We start from the raw sequence: 15,451 nt of genomic DNA on the forward strand, positions 1-15,451 counted from the left end.
ATGTCCCTAGTCTTGATTCCGCCCGAAGTCTCGGAGCCTGCGGAGGCTTTGTGGTCGGCCTGTGTGCAGCGCCTGGCGCTCGAACTGCCGGCGCAGCAGTTCAACACCTGGATCCGCCCCTTGGCGGCCCAGGTGTCGCAGACGGCCGACTCGGTCACGCTGCTGTTGCCAAGCCGCTTCAAGCTCGACTGCATCCGCACCCAGTACGCTGCCCGCATCGCCGCTGCCTTGCAGGCGGTGGCCGGGCGGCCGGTGGCGCTCGAGCTGGTGCTGGCCAGCCGCCCAAGCGCGCGCGCCACCCTTGGCAAACCAGCGCCGGCCCGTGCCACACCGGCCGACGCGGCGGCGGATGCGCTCGGGCACGATGCCGAGGCTTGGACCATGGAGCCGGCTTCCAGTCCCGTAGCCGCCAGCGCCGCCACGGCCAAGCGGGTTGAGCCGCTGCATCGGCTCAACAGCGGGCTGACTTTTGCCACCTTGGTCGAGGGCACGGCCAACCGCATGGCGCGCGCGGCCGCCATGCACGTGGCGCACCATCCGGGCCAGCTCTACAACCCCTTGTTTATCTATGGTGGCGTGGGCTTGGGCAAAACGCACCTGATGCACGCCATCGGCAACCAGTTGCTGGCGGGGCGCTCAGCGGCCAAGGTGCTCTACGTCCACGCCGAACAGTTTGTGACGGACGTGGTCAAGTCGTACCAGCGCAAAACTTTTGATGAGTTCAAGGCGCGCTACCACTCGTTGGACTTGCTGCTGATCGACGATGTGCAGTTCTTTGCCAACAAAGAGCGCACGCAGGAGGAGTTTTTCAACGCCTTCGAGGCGCTGCTGGCCAAAAAAAGCCACATCGTCATGACCAGCGACACCTACCCCAAGGGGCTGGCCGACATCCACGAGCGGCTGGTGTCGCGCTTCGATGCCGGCCTGACGGTGGCCATCGAGCCGCCCGAGCTCGAAATGCGGGTGGCCATTCTGATCAGCAAGGCCGAGGCCGAAGCGGCGGCGTTGCCCGAGGATGTGGCCTTTTTCGTGGCCAAGAACGTGCGCTCCAACGTGCGCGAGCTCGAAGGGGCGCTGCGCAAAATTCTGGCCTACTCGCGCTTCAACCACAAAGAGATTTCGATCGCGTTGGCGCGCGAGGCGCTGCGCGACTTGCTCAGCATCCAGAACCGCCAGATCTCGGTCGAGAACATTCAGAAAACGGTGGCCGACTTTTACAAGATCAAGGTCGCCGACATGTACTCGCGCAAGCGGCCTGCCAACATCGCACGGCCACGCCAGATCGCCATGTTTCTGGCCAAGGAGCTGACGCAAAAGAGCCTGCCCGAAATCGGTGAGCTGTTTGGCGGGCGCGACCACACCACGGTGCTGCACGCGGTGCGCAAGATCGCCGCCGAGCGCCAGACCCTGAGCGAGCTCAACCAGCAGTTGCACGTGCTGGAGCAAACCCTCAAGGGCTAAACCCTTACCAAGGCCCACCGATGCCCAGCGCCGTGCCCTTTAAACCTGCAACAATTCAGCCGATGGCCTGTGGCCGGCTGCCTGAGCCGCCGCACGGCTTCACCCTTTAACTGAACTCGAACCGAAAGCCCGCCCATGATCGTTGTGCAATCGACCCAAGACAAGCTGTTGGCCGCCCTGCAGGCGGTGTCGGGCATTGTGGAGCGCCGCCACACCATGCCGGTGCTGGCCAATGTGCTGCTGCGCAAAGTCGGGGGCTTGGTGGAGCTGACCACCAGCGACCTCGAAATCCAGATTCGCACCCAGGCCGAGCTTGGGGGCGACGAGGGCGCCTTTGCCACCACGGTGGGCGCGCGCAAGCTGATCGACATTTTGCGCACCCTGCCGGCCGAACAAAAAGTCACGCTGGAGGCGCAGCAGTCCAAACTCATCCTAAAGGGCGGCAAATCACGCTTCACGCTGCAAACCCTGCCCGCCGAAGATTTTCCGCTGGTGCAGCAGGCCCCCAGCTTCGGCCCAACCTTCAGCGTGCCGCAAAAGGTGTTCAAGAGCTTGCTGGGCCAAGTCTCCTTTGCCATGGCGGTGCAAGACATCCGCTTCTACTTGAATGGCATTTTGTTCGTCGCCGAAGGCAAGACCCTGAGTCTGGTGGCCACCGACGGGCACCGGTTGGCCTTCTCCAGCGCCGCGCTCGAGGTCGAGGTGCCCAAACAAGAGGTGATCCTCCCACGCAAGACGGTGCTGGAGTTGCAGCGGCTGCTGTCGCAGGCCGAGGGCGAAGTCGAACTGCAATTTGCCTCCAACCAAGCCCGCTTCAGCTTTGGCGGCCTAGAGTTCATCAGCAAGCTGGTGGAGGGCAAGTTCCCGGACTACCACCGCGTCATCCCGCGCCAGCACCCGCACGTGCTGTTGCTGGGTCGCCAGCCGCTGCTGGCCGCGCTGCAACGCGCCGCCCTCATGACCAGCGACAAGTTCAAGGGTGTGCGCCTAAGCCTGGAGCCCGGTGTGTTGCGGCTGGTGGCGCACAACGCCGAGCAGGAAGAGGCGCTGGACGAGCTCGACATCGAGTACCAGGGGCCCATGATCGAGATGGGCTTCAACGTCACCTACCTGATCGAGGGCTTGAGCAACATGGGCCAGGAGATGGTGCGCTTGGAGCTGGCCGATAACAACGCCTCGGCGCTGTTGACCATTCCCGAACACGAGAGCTACAAATACGTGGTGATGCCGATGCGCATCTGAGCCCCACGCCGCCGGCTGCGCTTGCTGCGCCTTTTGACCCCCAGCGCCCGCCTTTGTGCGGGCGGTGCGTTTGATGAGAGTTGTGATCCATGAATTCCGAATTCCCCGCCTCCCTGCCGGATTCCGCTGAGCCGCCGTCGGTCGCCAGTGCCGCCGCCAGCGCCGCTGCCGCCAGTGCCGCCGTCAGTGCAGCCTATGGCGAGGGCTCGATCCAGATCCTCGAAGGGCTGGAGGCGGTGCGCAAGCGCCCGGGCATGTACATTGGCGACACCTCGGATGGCACCGGGCTGCACCACCTGGTGTTCGAGGTGGTGGACAACTCGATCGACGAGGCGCTGGCGGGTTATTGCGACGACATCGTCGTCACCATCCACAGCGACAACTCCATCAGCGTGACCGACAACGGGCGCGGCATCCCGACCGGGGTGAAGATGGACGACAAGCACGAGCCCAAGCGCAGCGCGGCCGAGATTGCGCTCACCGAATTGCACGCCGGCGGCAAGTTCAACCAAAACAGCTACAAGGTCTCGGGCGGCTTGCACGGAGTGGGGGTGAGCTGCGTCAACGCCCTGTCGCGCTGGCTGCGCCTGACGGTGCGCCGCGACGGCCGCGTACACCAGCTCGAATTTGCCCGCGGCGAGGTGCAGCAGCGCCTGGTCGAGCGCGTCGATGGGGTGGAGGTGTCGCCGATGCGCCTGGGTGGGGCCACAGAAAAGCGCGGCACCGAGGTGCACTTTTTGCCCGACTCCGAGATTTTTCAGCAAAACGCCGATTTTCACTACGAGATTTTGGCCAAGCGGCTGCGCGAGCTGAGCTTTCTCAACCACGGGGTGCGCATCCGCCTGCACGACGAGCGCAGCGGCAAGCAAGATGATTTTTCCGGCACCGGTGGCGTCAAGGGCTTTGTGGAGTTCATCAACGCCGGCAAAAAAGTGCTGCACCCCAACCCCTTTTACGCCACCGGCGCGCGCCCGGCCGAGAGCTACGGCGGCATCCCCGGCACCGAGATCGGGGTCGAGGTGGCGATGCAGTGGAACGAGAGCTACAACGAAAACGTGCTCTGCTTCACCAACAACATCCCACAGCGCGACGGCGGCGCGCACCTGACCGGGCTGCGCGCGGCCATGACGCGCGTGATCGGCAAGTACCTCGAACAAAACGAGGTGGCCAAAAAGGCCAAGGTCGAAGTCAGCGGCGACGACATGCGCGAGGGCCTGTGCTGCGTGCTCTCGGTCAAGGTGCCCGAGCCCAAGTTCAGCAGCCAGACCAAAGACAAGCTGGTGTCGAGCGAGGTGCGCGCCCCGGTCGAAGACATCGTCGCCAAGGCGCTGGCCGAGTACCTGGAAGAGCGCCCGCAAGACGCCAAGCTGCTGTGCGGCAAGATCGTGGATGCGGCGCGGGCGCGCGAGGCGGCGCGCAAGGCACGCGAACTCACAAGGCGCAAAGGCGTGCTCGACGGCCTGGGGCTGCCCGGCAAGCTGGCTGACTGCCAGGAAAAAGACCCGGCGCTGTGCGAAATCTACATCGTCGAGGGCGACAGCGCCGGCGGCAGCGCCAAGCAGGGGCGCGACCGCAAGTTTCAGGCCATTTTGCCCCTGCGCGGCAAAATCCTCAACGTCGAAAAAGCGCGCTACGAAAAGCTGCTTTCCAGCAACGAAATCCTCACGCTCATCACCGCGCTGGGCACCGGCATCGGCAAATCCAGCGCCGCCGACGAGTTCAATCCCAAGGCAAAGAGCGGATCCGACGATTTCAACATAGCCAAACTGCGCTACCACCGCGTCATCATCATGACCGACGCCGACGTCGATGGCGCGCACATCCGCACCCTGCTGCTGACCTTCTTTTACCGCCAGATGCCGGAGCTGGTCGAGCGCGGCCACATCTACATCGCGCAGCCGCCGCTGTACAAGGTCAAGTCGGGCAAGGAAGAGCTGTACCTGAAAGACGCCGCCGCGCTCGACGCCTTCCTGTTGCGCATCGCGCTGCGCGACGCAGCCATCCACACTGGCGGCGAGCAAGGGCGCACCCTAGAGGGCGACACGCTGGCCGAGCTGGCGCGCCGGCACCAGGTGGCCGAAGCGGTGATCGCGCGCCTGAGCGCCTTCATGGACGCCGAGGCCCTGCGCGCCATGGCCGACGGCGTGGCGCTGGCGCTCGACGACATGGAGCAAGCCAGCGCCAGCGCCGCCGCCCTGCAGACCGCTTTGCGCACCTTGAGCAGCACCGGGGTGCCGGCCGAAGTCACGGCCGAGTTCGATCTGCGCAGCGACAAACCGCTGCTGCGCATCAGCCGCCGCCACCACGGCAACGTGCGCAGCAGCGTGATCACGCAAGATTTTGTGCACGGAGCCGATTACGCCGCGCTGGCCGAAGCGGCGCAGACCTTTGCCGGCTTGCTGGCCGACGGGGCCACGGTGCGGCGCGGCGAAGGCGAGCGGCGCAAGGAAGAAAAAGTGACGGACTTTCGCATTGCCATGAGCTGGCTGCTGGCCGAGGCCGAGCGCGGCAGCGCGCGCCAGCGCTACAAAGGCCTGGGCGAGATGAACCCCGAGCAACTGTGGGAAACCACCATGGACCCGGCGGTGCGCCGCCTGCTGCAAGTGCGCATCGAAGACGCGATCGAAGCCGACCGCGTCTTTACCACCCTGATGGGCGACGAAGTCGAGCCGCGGCGCCAGTTCATCGAAAACAACGCCTTGCGCGCCAGCAACATCGACGTGTGAGGCAATTCAGTCTCCTGTGACGCCGGGCCCGGTGGCGCCGTCGAAGCCCAATTGGGCCAGCAGCGGCAGGTCGTCGGCGCTCTCGACCCCTTGGGCAATGACCGTGATGCCCAGCGCATGCGCCATGGTGCACAGCCCGCGCAAAAATTCTTGGTTGCCTGGGTTTTGGCCTATGCCGCGCACGAAGCTGGGGTGCACCTTGATGTAGTCCAGCCCCAAGCCGGCCAGTTTGCCGTTGCTGGCAAACTGCTGGCCAAAGTATTCGATCCCAACCCGGCAGCCCAGCACCTTGAGGCTGCGCACGAGGTCGCAAAAGGCATCGAACTGCTTGTACACCCCGTACTCCGGCACTTCAAACAAGAGCCGCGGGCACAGTGGTGCAAAGCCCTGCAGCAGTTGCACCAATTGGTTGCGAAAGCCAAAATCGGCAATTGTTTCGGCCGACAGGTTGACCGCCACATCGCCGCTGACTTGGCGCAGGTGTTCCAGCGCCAGTTGCACCACGCCCAAGTCGATGGGGGCGGTGAGGTTGAGGCTGGCGGCCATGGGCATGAAGTCGCCCGCGCTGAGCAACTGCCCTTCGCTGCCCAGCCGCAGGCGGATCATCCCCTCTTGGTGCAGGGGCTGCTTCGGGTCGCGTTGCACCACCGGGTAGAAAGCCAGGCTCAGCCGCCCGCCGTGCACCGCTTCGGTGAGCAGGGTGCGCCAGCGTTCGGCCGGCAGACTGAATTGACCCGCGTCTTCGCGTTCGTCGGCGTGCCAGCGGTTGGGGCCTTTGGTGCGCGCCAGCGCCAGCGCCTGATCGGCCCGCGTGAGCAAGTCGGGCAGGCTTTGCGGGCGCACATATCCCACCGCCGCCAAGTGGAACAGATCGGGGAACTCGGGTTCCCAGTCGGGCAGCCAGTTGCGCCACAGGCGCTCGTAGAGCAGTTGCGCGGCTTCGGTCGGTGAGGCCAGTGTCGGGCAGACGATGGCGAACTCGCCCCCCTTGATGCGTCCCGAGCGCTGGCCCGGATTTTCCTGGTCGCAGCCCTGCAACACGGAGCCGAGGGCACGCAGCAACTGGTCGGCGCGCTGGTGCCCAAACTTGGCGTTGAGCTCGTTGAGGTGGGCCAGCCGCACCAGCACCAAGGTGCCCGCAGAGCCGAACTGTTCGCCGCTGAGCGCCTCGCGCAGGTAGGACAAAAAGTGCTCCCGGTTCGCCAATCCGGTGACGGGATCGAGGTTGACGCGCTTGCTCAGAGCCTCGAGCCGGGTCGACTCGTCGGCAAACATGGCTTGGATGCGGCCGGCCATGTCGTTCATGGCGCGGCTGACGGCGCGCAGCTCGGGCGTGCGCGGTTCGGGTTGGGTCAGGAAGCGGCGCTCCGAGATGGCCTGCGCCTGCTGCACCACCGCCCCGAGTGGGCGCGTGATGACGCGCAGCGCGTAGCTCCCCAGCAGGCCGGTGAAGAGGGCGCCCAACACAAACCAGAGCAGCAAATCCAGCGTGCCTTGCCACAGATTTTTGTAGGCAAACTGCTCGTTGCTGGCCAGCACCACGGTGCCAAACTGGCGCCAGCCATCTTGCACCTGGGCCCGGCCCGGTTCGGCTTCGAGCGGAATCAGTTGCGCAAACCAGCTTGGCGCCCCCACCACCTCGCCTTCAAACACCCGTTCCACCAGGGTTTCGCCGGTGGGGCTGACGATGCGGATGAAGCGGTAGTGACCGGCGTCGAACTGGGCCGAGACCAGCAGCTCCACCGTCATCGGGTCTTTGTCGAGCTGCGTCAGGGCCAGCGCCAGCGAGGTGGCGTTGTCGATGTTCTTGATCTGCAACTGCTGCTGCAAGTAGGCGCGCGCCGACAGCACGTTGACGATCAGGCTGCCGCCAAAGGCGATCGCCATCACCACGATGATGGCCAACCAGAGTTGCTTGACTAATGACATGACGGTTCCCCTTGGGATGTAAACAGGAGCAGGCGGTGCTTCACAGCCCCTCCCTGGACATGCGCTCGAGCACATCGCGCCAGCGCGACAGGCGCGCCGTCGAACTGGCGACTTGTTGCGTCTGCCCGGCCACCCACAGCCCTTCGCTGTTGAAGCTAAACAAGGGCGTGAGATCGGGGCGGCTCGAAGCGGGCCGAACGCTGGTGATGAGATTGTCCAAGATCAGTGGCTCGGCGAGCGGCGTTTCAAAAAAGCCCAGCACCATGTGTGCCTCGGTCAGGGCGCCAGCGGTGCGCGCGCGCACGTAGATCAGGCGCATCTGCTCGTTGGGCACACCCAGCAGCAGCAACGTAACGTATTTGGCAATCGAGTAGTCTTCGCAGTCGCCGCTGGCACGGCCCATGAATTCCAGCGGTGTGGCCCAGTAATCGGCTTGGCCCCAGACCGTGGGGTCGAGCGCAAAAACGATGCGGCGATTAAAGAAATTGTTCACCATTTGCAACTGGCGCTCGACCGGTTGCGTGCGCGCTTGCTCCATCATGCTGCGCCAAGCGGCCACGGTTTGCGCGGCCTGCGGGCCGAAGCGCTCTTGAGCCAGGCGCTGCTTGAGATCCAGATTGGGACTGGCCCAGCCCAAGCCCAAGCCTGCCAACACCAGCGCCCACACCAGAGCCAAGAGGGGCAGTCCCAGTGTTAGGGGGGTGCGTGAAAAGCGCATGAGCCAGATGGGCACGGGTGGTGGTGGGCGGAAAGAAGGAGGGCAGTATGTGGTTTTTGTGCGGCAGTCTAAAATGATCGAAGCAATACTTGAGCGCGTCGGGCGAGAATTGCTTTAAGATGCGCCCCTAGCATAGCTCAAGTTGAGCTGGCTACCTTTGTTCAAGTAAGTCTTGTGTCCCGGAAAGTCCGGTGTACCAAAGAAAGGTCCCATCATGCAAACGTTCTCTCTCTCTGTGGTGGCGCTGGCCGCCTTGTTTGGTGTAGGCGGCCTGCAGGCCCAAGTGACGCCAGCTCAGCCTGCTCCCGCAGCACCGGCTGCTGCACCGGCCCCAGCGGCCACAGCCGCGGCGGCCCTGCCCGCACCCATGATCGAGGCCGTGCGCCAAGCCATCCTGAGCAACCCCGAGGTGCAGGCGCGCTGGTACAACTTCACCGCCTCCCAAGCCGAGCGCGACGCCGGCATGGCCGGCTGGCGGCCACAGGTGGATTTGAATTACGGCGTGGGCCGCGAAACCAACCGCGCACCAGGCAACAACACCGGCTGGTACACCCGGCACGGCGGCTCGCTCACGCTCAACCAGATGCTGTTCGACGGCGGCTTTACCCGCAACGAGGTGCAGCGGCTCGAATACGCCGAGTTGGTGCGCTACTACGAGCTGATGGAGGTGGTCGAGAGCGTGGCGCTGGAAGCGGCGCGCGCCTACGTCGATGTGGCGCGCTACTCGGCCCTGACCGAGGAGGCCAAGCAAAACTACGTCGAGCACCGCATTTTGTCGGGCCAGATCGAGGAGCGCGTCGGCGCGGGCGTGGGGCGGCGCGTCGATGCCGACCAATCGACTGGGCGCTTGGCGCTGGCCGAATCCAACCTGCTGACCGAAATCAGCAACCTGCACGATGTGAGCGCACGCTTCCAGCGCATCATGGGCACGCTGGCGCCCACAACCTTGCCACCGCTGCGCGAAGGGTTGCGTCTGCCGGGGGTGCCCGCCACCATGACCGACGCGCTGCGCCAGGGTCTACCCAACAGCCCGACCATCAATGCGGCGTTTGAGAATGTGCGCTCCAGTCGCAGCCAGATCGAAGCGCGTCAGTCCGCCTTCTGGCCGCGGGTGGATTTCCGCGTGCGCCAAAGCTGGGGCCGCGACCTCAACAACGTCCCCGGCCGCACCCGCGACACCGTGGCCGAGGTGGTGCTCAACTACAACCTGTACCGCGGTGGGGCCGATCAAGCGCGCGAACGCCAGGCGGTGGAGCAAAACGCCCAAGCGCGCCAGTTGCAAGAACTGGCCTGCCGCAACGTGCGTCAGACGCTCACCATCGCTTTCAACGATGTGCAGCGCCTGAACGAGCAACTGGGCTTTTTGAACCAGCACCGGCTCTCGACTGAGGTGGCGCGCGACGCCTACCGGCAGCAGTTCGACATCGGCCAGCGCACCCTGCTCGATTTGCTGGACTCACAAAACGAGTACTTCGAAGCCAGCCGCGCCTTCCTCAATGCGCAGTACAACCAGTTCTTGGCGCAGGCGCGCACGTTGGCGGCGATGGGCCAATTGACGGCCGCGCTGGGCGTGAACCGGCCCGACCAGCCGACGCTGGAGCAGCTCGGCCAAGACCGCGGTGCCCTGCCGCCCGAAGAACTCTGCCCCTTCGAGGCCCCGGCGCTGCTGGTGGTGGACAAGGCGCGCGCGGTGGCCGAGGCCCCGGTGCGGGCGCGGCCGGTGCTGCCGGCGGCTGCCCCGGCCGCCGCTGTCGCCCCCGCCGCGGTTCAGGCCCCAGCACCGGCTCCGGTTGCCGCACCAGCCCCGCAGCAAATCACGTTTGCCGCCGATGCGCTGTTCGACTTTGACCGCGCCGTGCTGCGCCCCGATGGCCGCCAGCGCCTCGACGAGGTGGTCGCGCGCATCCGCGCCATCAACCTCGACGTGGTGATCGCGGTTGGCCACACCGACAGCATGGGCAGCGAGGCGCACAACCAGCGCCTGTCGCTGCGCCGCGCCGAGGCGGTCAAAGCCTATCTGGTGAACCAGGGCGTGTCGGCCGAGCGCATTCGCACCGAAGGGCGCGGCGAGGCCCAGCCGGTGGCCAGCAACGACACGGCTCAAGGTCGGGCGCAAAACCGCCGGGTCGACATCACGGTGGTGGAGCAGCCGCGGCGCTGATTCTTGCTGTCTCAAACCCCGGCCGCGCTGGCCTGCAAGTCGGCGTGGTAGGAGCTGCGCACCAGCGGGCCGACGGCAGCGTGGTCAAAGCCCATGGCTTGGGCCTGCTGCTCGAACATTTTGAAGGTGTCGGGGTGCACGTAGCGGCGCACCGGCAGGTGGTGGCTGCTGGGCGCAAGGTACTGGCCGATGGTGAGCATGCTCACGCCGTGGGCGCGCAGGTCTTGCATCACGGCCAAAATTTCTTCATCGGTTTCGCCCAAACCCAGCATCAGCCCGCTTTTGGTGGGGATGTGCGGCTGGCGCGCCTTGAACTTTTGCAGCAACTGCAGGCTAAAGGCGTAGTCGCTGCCGGGGCGGGCTTCTTTGTAGAGGCGCGGCACGGTTTCCAGGTTGTGGTTCATCACATCGGGCGGGGCGGCGCACAAAATATCCAAGGCGCGCTCATCGCGACCGCGAAAATCGGGTACCAGCACCTCGATCTGGGTCTGGGGCGACAAGGCGCGCGTGCGCGCTATGCAGGCCACGAAATGCGCCGCGCCGCCATCGCGCAAGTCGTCGCGGTCCACGCTGGTGATCACCACGTATTTGAGCCCCAGCGCGGCGATGGTGCGCGCCAGCTTGTCGGGCTCCTCGGCGTCGAGGGGGTCTGGTCGGCCATGCCCGACGTCGCAAAAGGGGCAGCGCCGGGTGCACTTGTCGCCCATGATCATGAAGGTCGCGGTGCCCTTGCCAAAGCACTCGCCGATGTTGGGGCAGGAGGCCTCCTCGCACACCGTGACCAGCTTCTGGCTGCGCAACACCTCTTTGATTTCATAAAAGCGGCTGCCCGGCGCGGCGGCCTTGACGCGTATCCAGTCGGGTTTTTTCAGCACCTCGGCGGGCACGATTTTGATCGGGATGCGCGCCGTTTTGGCCTGGCTCTTTTGCTTGGCGCTGGCGTCGTAGGCGGCCGGGCTGGCGGCGGCGGGGTCGGTGCTGAGGGGGGTGGAGGTGTTCATGGGCGCATGTGAGGGGGTGCGGCGGAAAAGTGGGGCGGGGGGCTTTATTTGTACCCGAGCAAGTCCACCAGGTGGCGCAGCAGCAGCGGCTCCACCTCGGCCACCTCAACCGCTACCCCGATTGTAGATAGATCAACCGTTTGCAGCCCAGCGTAGCCGCAGGGGTTGATGCGGGCAAAGGGTTCCAGGTCCATCGCCACGTTCAAGGCCAGCCCGTGGTAGCTGCAGTGGCGGTGCACCTTGATGCCCAAGGCGGCGATCTTGCCCAAGCCCGCAAAGGGGTCGGAAGCCGGGCGTGGCCCGGTCAGGGCGGCGTGGTCAAAGGGGTCGGCTAGGCGCACATAAATACCCGGTGCGCCAGCGATGCGGTGCCCCGTGACACCCAACTGCGCCAGCGTGCGCAGCAGCGCCTCTTCGAGCCGGTGCACATACTGCTTCACGTACAAACCGGCGCGGCGCAAGTCCAGCAGCGGGTAGGCCACGAGCTGCCCCGGGCCGTGGTAGGTCACCTGGCCGCCGCGGTCGGACTGAAACACCGGGATGGCGCCCGGCTGCAGCAGGTGCGCGGCTTGGCCGGCCAGGCCTTGGGAGTAAACGGGGTGGTGCTGGCAGAGCCAGATTTCGTCGGCGCTATCGTGGCCGCGCTGCTGCGTGTAGGCGCGCATGGCCTCAAAGGTGGGCCCATAATCCACCTGCCCCAAGGGGCGCAGCAGCAAGCCGGGAAGTGCATCGGGCATTTAGAGCACCACTTTAACGAGTGGGTGTGCGCTCAGGGCGCGGTAGAGCGCGTCAAGCTGCTCGCGGTTGTGCACCTGCACCGTGAGCGTCAAACCGAGGTAGTTGCCAGCCTTGCTCGGGCGTTGCTCCAAGGTGGCCGGGTCTAGCGCTGGGTCGAACTGCTGTGCCAGTTGCAGCATGGCCTCGACGAAGCCGGGCACGTTGTGCCCCATCACCTTGATCGGGAACTGGCAGGGGTATTCAATCAGCGAGTCGGATGGGGTGGGCATGGCGGTATTATCGCGGCGCAGGACGGTGGGTGTGATGCGGGCGGGTGTGACTCAAACATGACGCTTGCGTGAAATGCGTGCAAAAAACGGGAAGGGCTGCGGGTTTCTACGTATAATGCGTTGGTTTTGAGGTTTCACCTGCGCGCAGCAATGCGGTGTTTTGGCGCCCCAAGTTTGTGCGCTGGCAGCTCGTCATCAATCAGTCGTTCGAGGTGTAGACCATGCCCCACTCTTTGCGCGAGCCCGCAAGTGAGCGTGAGCGCTCCAAGGGCCCTGATGCAGAAGCTGCGGCCGAGTCTGAAGATTTCAAGCCCCTCACGGCCGAACAGGCGCGTGAGTGGCGGTCGCGCCAGCCGCAGACTTCGGTCTGGAGCGTGGTGCGCTGGCAGGTGGTGTTGTTGTTGCTGGCGACTGCGCTGACGGTGCCGCTGGCCTTTGTTTTGGGACAGCCGGTTTGGGTGGCGTCGGTGTTTTACGGCGGGCTGTGTGTGCTGCTGCCCACGGCGCTGATGGCGTATGGCGTGACGGCCAGCCGCGGTGCGCGCAAGCGCGCCGCCCAGCCGGGGCAGGGGTCGGCTTTGTTGGCCGGAATGTTTTTTTGGGAGGGGGTCAAGCTCGCGCTAGCCATCGCCATGTTGGTGTTGGCGCCGCGCCTGATCCCTGATTTGAGCTGGCTCGGCTTGCTGCTGGGTTTGGTGTTAGTGCTGAAGGCGTATTGGGTGGCGCATTGGCTGAGAAATCAGCCGTCTGCCCAGTAAGAAAGTCGAACTTTTTGATCTAACGATTCAAACATGACAACAGAAATCCCTGGCCCAACGCCAAGTGAATACATAGTGCACCACTTGGGGCACTTGACCAGCGACAAGCAGACCGAGCTGGTCGATTTTTCGGTCGTCAATATCGACTTGGTGGGTGTGAGCATTTTGCTCGGTGCTTTGGTGTGTTGGGTCTTGCAACGCGTTGCCAAGCATGCCACCGCTGGTGTACCGGGGCGTTTCCAGGCCTTTTTCGAGCTGCTGGTTGAGATGGTGGACAATCAAGTCAAGGCCTTGATTCACAACCCGCAAAGCCGCAAAGTCATCGCTCCCATGGGGCTGGTGGTGTTTTGCTGGGTCTTCATGATGAACTTCATGGATCTGATCCCGGTTGATTTGTTTCCCTTCATCTGGGCTTACGGTATCCCATTTGTTCACGACCATACCGACGACGGCTTGCATGCTTTCTTTGGTATGCCTGATTACTTCAGTATTGTGCCTACGGCCGATATTTCAACAACCTTAGGTATCGCGTGCGCAGTTTTGCTCATGTGTTTGTATTACAATATCAAAATCAAGGGTTTGGGCGGATGGGCGCATGAGCTTGTTTCGGCACCATTTGGCACCAGCAAAAACCCTGTCGTTGCTGTGCTGATGGCGCTGATTAACTTTCCCATGCAGATTGTCGAATACATTGCCAAAACCGTTTCACACGGCATGCGGTTGTTCGGCAACCTCTTTGCCGGCGAGTTGATATTCATGTTGATTGCGCTACTGGGTGGCTACGCGGCACTGACTTTATTTGGCGGTGGGCTGTTCATTGCGCATTTGATTGCCGGATCTGCTTGGGCTATTTTCCACATTTTGATCATCACTTTGCAGGCATTCATTTTCATGACGTTGGCTATCATCTACCTTGGCCAGGCGCATGAGGCGCATTGAGCCTAGGGATGACAAGCACTTTTTTCTCCTCTCCTCTCCTCTCCTCTCCTCTCCTCTCCTCTCCTCTCCTCAACCTCGTTCTCAAATAAAGGAATCAACATGGAACTCACTCTTGGACTCGTCGCATTGGCTTGTGGCTTGATTGTCAGCGTTGGTGCAATTGGTGCATCAATTGGAATTGCTATTATGGGCGGCAAGTTTTTTGAGGCTGTGGCGCGACAACCCGAGTTGATGGGCGAACTGCAAACCAAGATGTTCGTTTTGGCTGGCATGATTGATGCCGCCTTTATTATTGGCGTTGCCATTGCCTTGCTGTTTGCATTCGCCAACCCCTTTGTGTTGGCTTAACGGTTGGCATTTGTGGGTGTGGAACCGCAGGCCACGGGACTGCGGTGAAAATAATGCAGTGCGCGCAAGCGCTTTCAACCCGGTAAACCACTGAAAGGCGTTGCAATGAATCTCAATGCAACCATGTTTGCTCAGGCGATCGTCTTTGCGATCTTGGTCTGGTTCACAATGAAGTACGTTTGGCCGCCTTTGGCCAAGGTGCTTGATGACCGTGCGCTTAAAATCGGCGAGGGCTTGGCCGCTGCCGAAAAAGCAAAGATCGAACTGACCATGGCCAGCAGGCGCGTCGAAGAAGAGCTGGGCAAGTCGCGCAGCGAGTCGGCCTCACGGCTGGCCGATGCCGAACGACGGGCGCAGCAGATCATCGAAGAGGCCAAGGCCCGAGCGACGGAGGAGGCGGTCAAAATTCGCGTCTCAGCCGAAACCGAGGCCGAGCAGTTTATCTTGAGGGCGCGTGAGCAGTTGCGCGAACAAGTGGCTGTGCTGGCGGTGCAGGGCGCGGAGCAAATCCTGCGCCGTGAAGTCAATGCCGGGGTGCACGCCGATTTGTTGGCACGCCTCAAGACCGAGCTTTGATCCGCTCTTAGAGGACAACATGGCCGAACTCGCTACCATTGCCCGCCCTTATTCATTGGCGCTGTACCAAGCTGCAGGGAATCAGGCCGAGAGCGCTGCGCAGTGGCTCGACGACCTGGCAGCCGTGGCTGCCAACCCGCTGTTGCTGGAGTGGGCCTCCAGCCCCAAAGTCACGGCCGAGCAGGTACTCGACTTAATCGTGGGCTTATTCGAAGAGCCATTACCGGAGCTGGGGCGCAACTTTTTGCGCACCGTGATCGACAACGGCCGTCTGGCTGTGTTGCCCGAAATGGCGCTGCAGTTGCGCCAGCGCATCCACGCAGAGCGCGGCCGAGCCGATGCCTTGGTGCGCAGCGCTTACCCGCTCGATGCCGTTGCCTTGGCCGAGTTGGGGCAGGCGTTGGAGCAACGATTTGGGCGTCCGCTGCAGCTGAAGGTTGAATTGCAGCCAGAACTGATTGGTGGGGTGCGGGTGTCGGTGGGAGACGAAGTGCTCGACCTCTCCGTCCGAGCCCGTCTGGATCAAATGAAGGTGGCGCTGACGGCCTGAAAGCCGCCCCTGCGCCCGCACACACATAAAAGGAT

The 15,451-nt window shown here is 63.5% G+C and carries 14 protein-coding genes; 9 read left to right on the forward strand and 5 right to left on the reverse strand.

Annotation, left to right across the window (positions count from 1 at the left end; translation table 11 throughout):
* The 3 genes from dnaA to gyrB all read left to right on the forward strand — a co-directional run bounded on the left by dnaA (position 1) and on the right by gyrB (position 5,429).
* On the forward strand, positions 1 to 1,461 hold the full coding sequence (gene dnaA, locus SRAA_RS00005; RefSeq protein ID WP_045530138.1) for a chromosomal replication initiator protein DnaA: 1,461 nt from the start codon (positions 1 to 3) through the stop codon (positions 1,459 to 1,461).
* Between the two features lie 135 nt (positions 1,462 to 1,596).
* Positions 1,597 to 2,703 (forward strand): DNA polymerase III subunit beta, encoded by a 1,107-nt coding sequence (dnaN, locus tag SRAA_RS00010; protein WP_045530140.1) that lies wholly within the window; start codon positions 1,597 to 1,599, stop codon positions 2,701 to 2,703.
* Positions 2,704 to 2,792: 89 nt separating this feature from the next.
* Positions 2,793 to 5,429 carry a DNA topoisomerase (ATP-hydrolyzing) subunit B gene (gyrB, locus tag SRAA_RS00015; protein ID WP_045530142.1) on the forward strand — a complete coding sequence of 879 codons (2,637 nt, stop codon included), beginning with the start codon at positions 2,793 to 2,795 and terminating at the stop codon, positions 5,427 to 5,429.
* Between the two features lie 6 nt (positions 5,430 to 5,435).
* Here the strand turns inward: gyrB and SRAA_RS00020 are convergent, their stop codons facing one another.
* Both SRAA_RS00020 and SRAA_RS00025 read right to left on the reverse strand, forming a co-directional pair.
* Positions 5,436 to 7,358 carry an EAL domain-containing protein gene (locus SRAA_RS00020; protein WP_029463012.1) on the reverse strand — a complete coding sequence of 641 codons (1,923 nt, stop codon included), beginning with the start codon at positions 7,356 to 7,358 and terminating at the stop codon, positions 5,436 to 5,438.
* A 40-nt stretch (positions 7,359 to 7,398) separates the two neighbouring features.
* Positions 7,399 to 8,025, reverse strand: coding sequence for a transglutaminase-like cysteine peptidase (locus SRAA_RS00025; RefSeq protein WP_231849369.1), 627 nt, complete (start codon positions 8,023 to 8,025; stop codon positions 7,399 to 7,401).
* Positions 8,026 to 8,290: 265 nt separating this feature from the next.
* Between SRAA_RS00025 and SRAA_RS00030 the strand changes: the two genes are divergently transcribed.
* A complete protein-coding gene (locus SRAA_RS00030) occupies positions 8,291 to 10,237 on the forward strand; it encodes a TolC family outer membrane protein (RefSeq protein ID WP_082039814.1) in 1,947 nt (648 codons plus the stop codon).
* Between the two features lie 11 nt (positions 10,238 to 10,248).
* Here SRAA_RS00030 and lipA read toward each other — a convergent pair whose 3' ends face one another.
* Genes lipA through SRAA_RS00045 form a run of 3 tightly spaced genes read right to left on the reverse strand, consistent with a single transcriptional unit; the run spans position 10,249 to position 12,245 of the window.
* Positions 10,249 to 11,238: a lipoyl synthase gene (gene lipA, locus SRAA_RS00035; protein ID WP_029463009.1), complete on the reverse strand. Its 990-nt coding sequence runs from the start codon at positions 11,236 to 11,238 to the stop codon at positions 10,249 to 10,251.
* Between the two features lie 44 nt (positions 11,239 to 11,282).
* Positions 11,283 to 11,975, reverse strand: coding sequence for a lipoyl(octanoyl) transferase LipB (lipB, locus tag SRAA_RS00040; RefSeq protein WP_045476942.1), 693 nt, complete (start codon positions 11,973 to 11,975; stop codon positions 11,283 to 11,285).
* On the reverse strand, positions 11,976 to 12,245 hold the full coding sequence (locus SRAA_RS00045; protein WP_029463007.1) for an HP0495 family protein: 270 nt from the start codon (positions 12,243 to 12,245) through the stop codon (positions 11,976 to 11,978).
* A gap of 221 nt (positions 12,246 to 12,466) precedes the next feature.
* On the opposite strand from SRAA_RS00045, the gene SRAA_RS00050 reads away from it, so the two are divergent.
* The 5 genes from SRAA_RS00050 to SRAA_RS00070 all read left to right on the forward strand — a co-directional run bounded on the left by SRAA_RS00050 (position 12,467) and on the right by SRAA_RS00070 (position 15,416).
* The gene (locus SRAA_RS00050) at positions 12,467 to 13,003 is read left to right on the forward strand and encodes an ATP synthase subunit I (RefSeq protein WP_029463006.1); all 537 of its coding nucleotides are present in this window, start codon (positions 12,467 to 12,469) and stop codon (positions 13,001 to 13,003) included.
* 33 nt (positions 13,004 to 13,036) lie between these two features.
* On the forward strand, positions 13,037 to 13,942 hold the full coding sequence (atpB, locus tag SRAA_RS00055; RefSeq protein WP_029463005.1) for a F0F1 ATP synthase subunit A: 906 nt from the start codon (positions 13,037 to 13,039) through the stop codon (positions 13,940 to 13,942).
* Between the two features lie 99 nt (positions 13,943 to 14,041).
* Positions 14,042 to 14,290, forward strand: a complete 249-nt coding sequence (gene atpE, locus SRAA_RS00060; RefSeq protein WP_029463004.1) for a F0F1 ATP synthase subunit C — start codon at positions 14,042 to 14,044, stop codon at positions 14,288 to 14,290.
* 105 nt (positions 14,291 to 14,395) lie between these two features.
* The gene (locus SRAA_RS00065) at positions 14,396 to 14,866 is read left to right on the forward strand and encodes a F0F1 ATP synthase subunit B (protein WP_029463003.1); all 471 of its coding nucleotides are present in this window, start codon (positions 14,396 to 14,398) and stop codon (positions 14,864 to 14,866) included.
* Between the two features lie 19 nt (positions 14,867 to 14,885).
* Positions 14,886 to 15,416 (forward strand): F0F1 ATP synthase subunit delta, encoded by a 531-nt coding sequence (locus SRAA_RS00070; protein WP_029463002.1) that lies wholly within the window; start codon positions 14,886 to 14,888, stop codon positions 15,414 to 15,416.
* Positions 15,417 to 15,451 lie beyond the last annotated feature (35 nt).

The organism is Serpentinimonas raichei, from assembly GCF_000828895.1.
In the GTDB taxonomy this organism is placed as follows: domain Bacteria; phylum Pseudomonadota; class Gammaproteobacteria; order Burkholderiales; family Burkholderiaceae_C; genus Serpentinimonas; species Serpentinimonas raichei.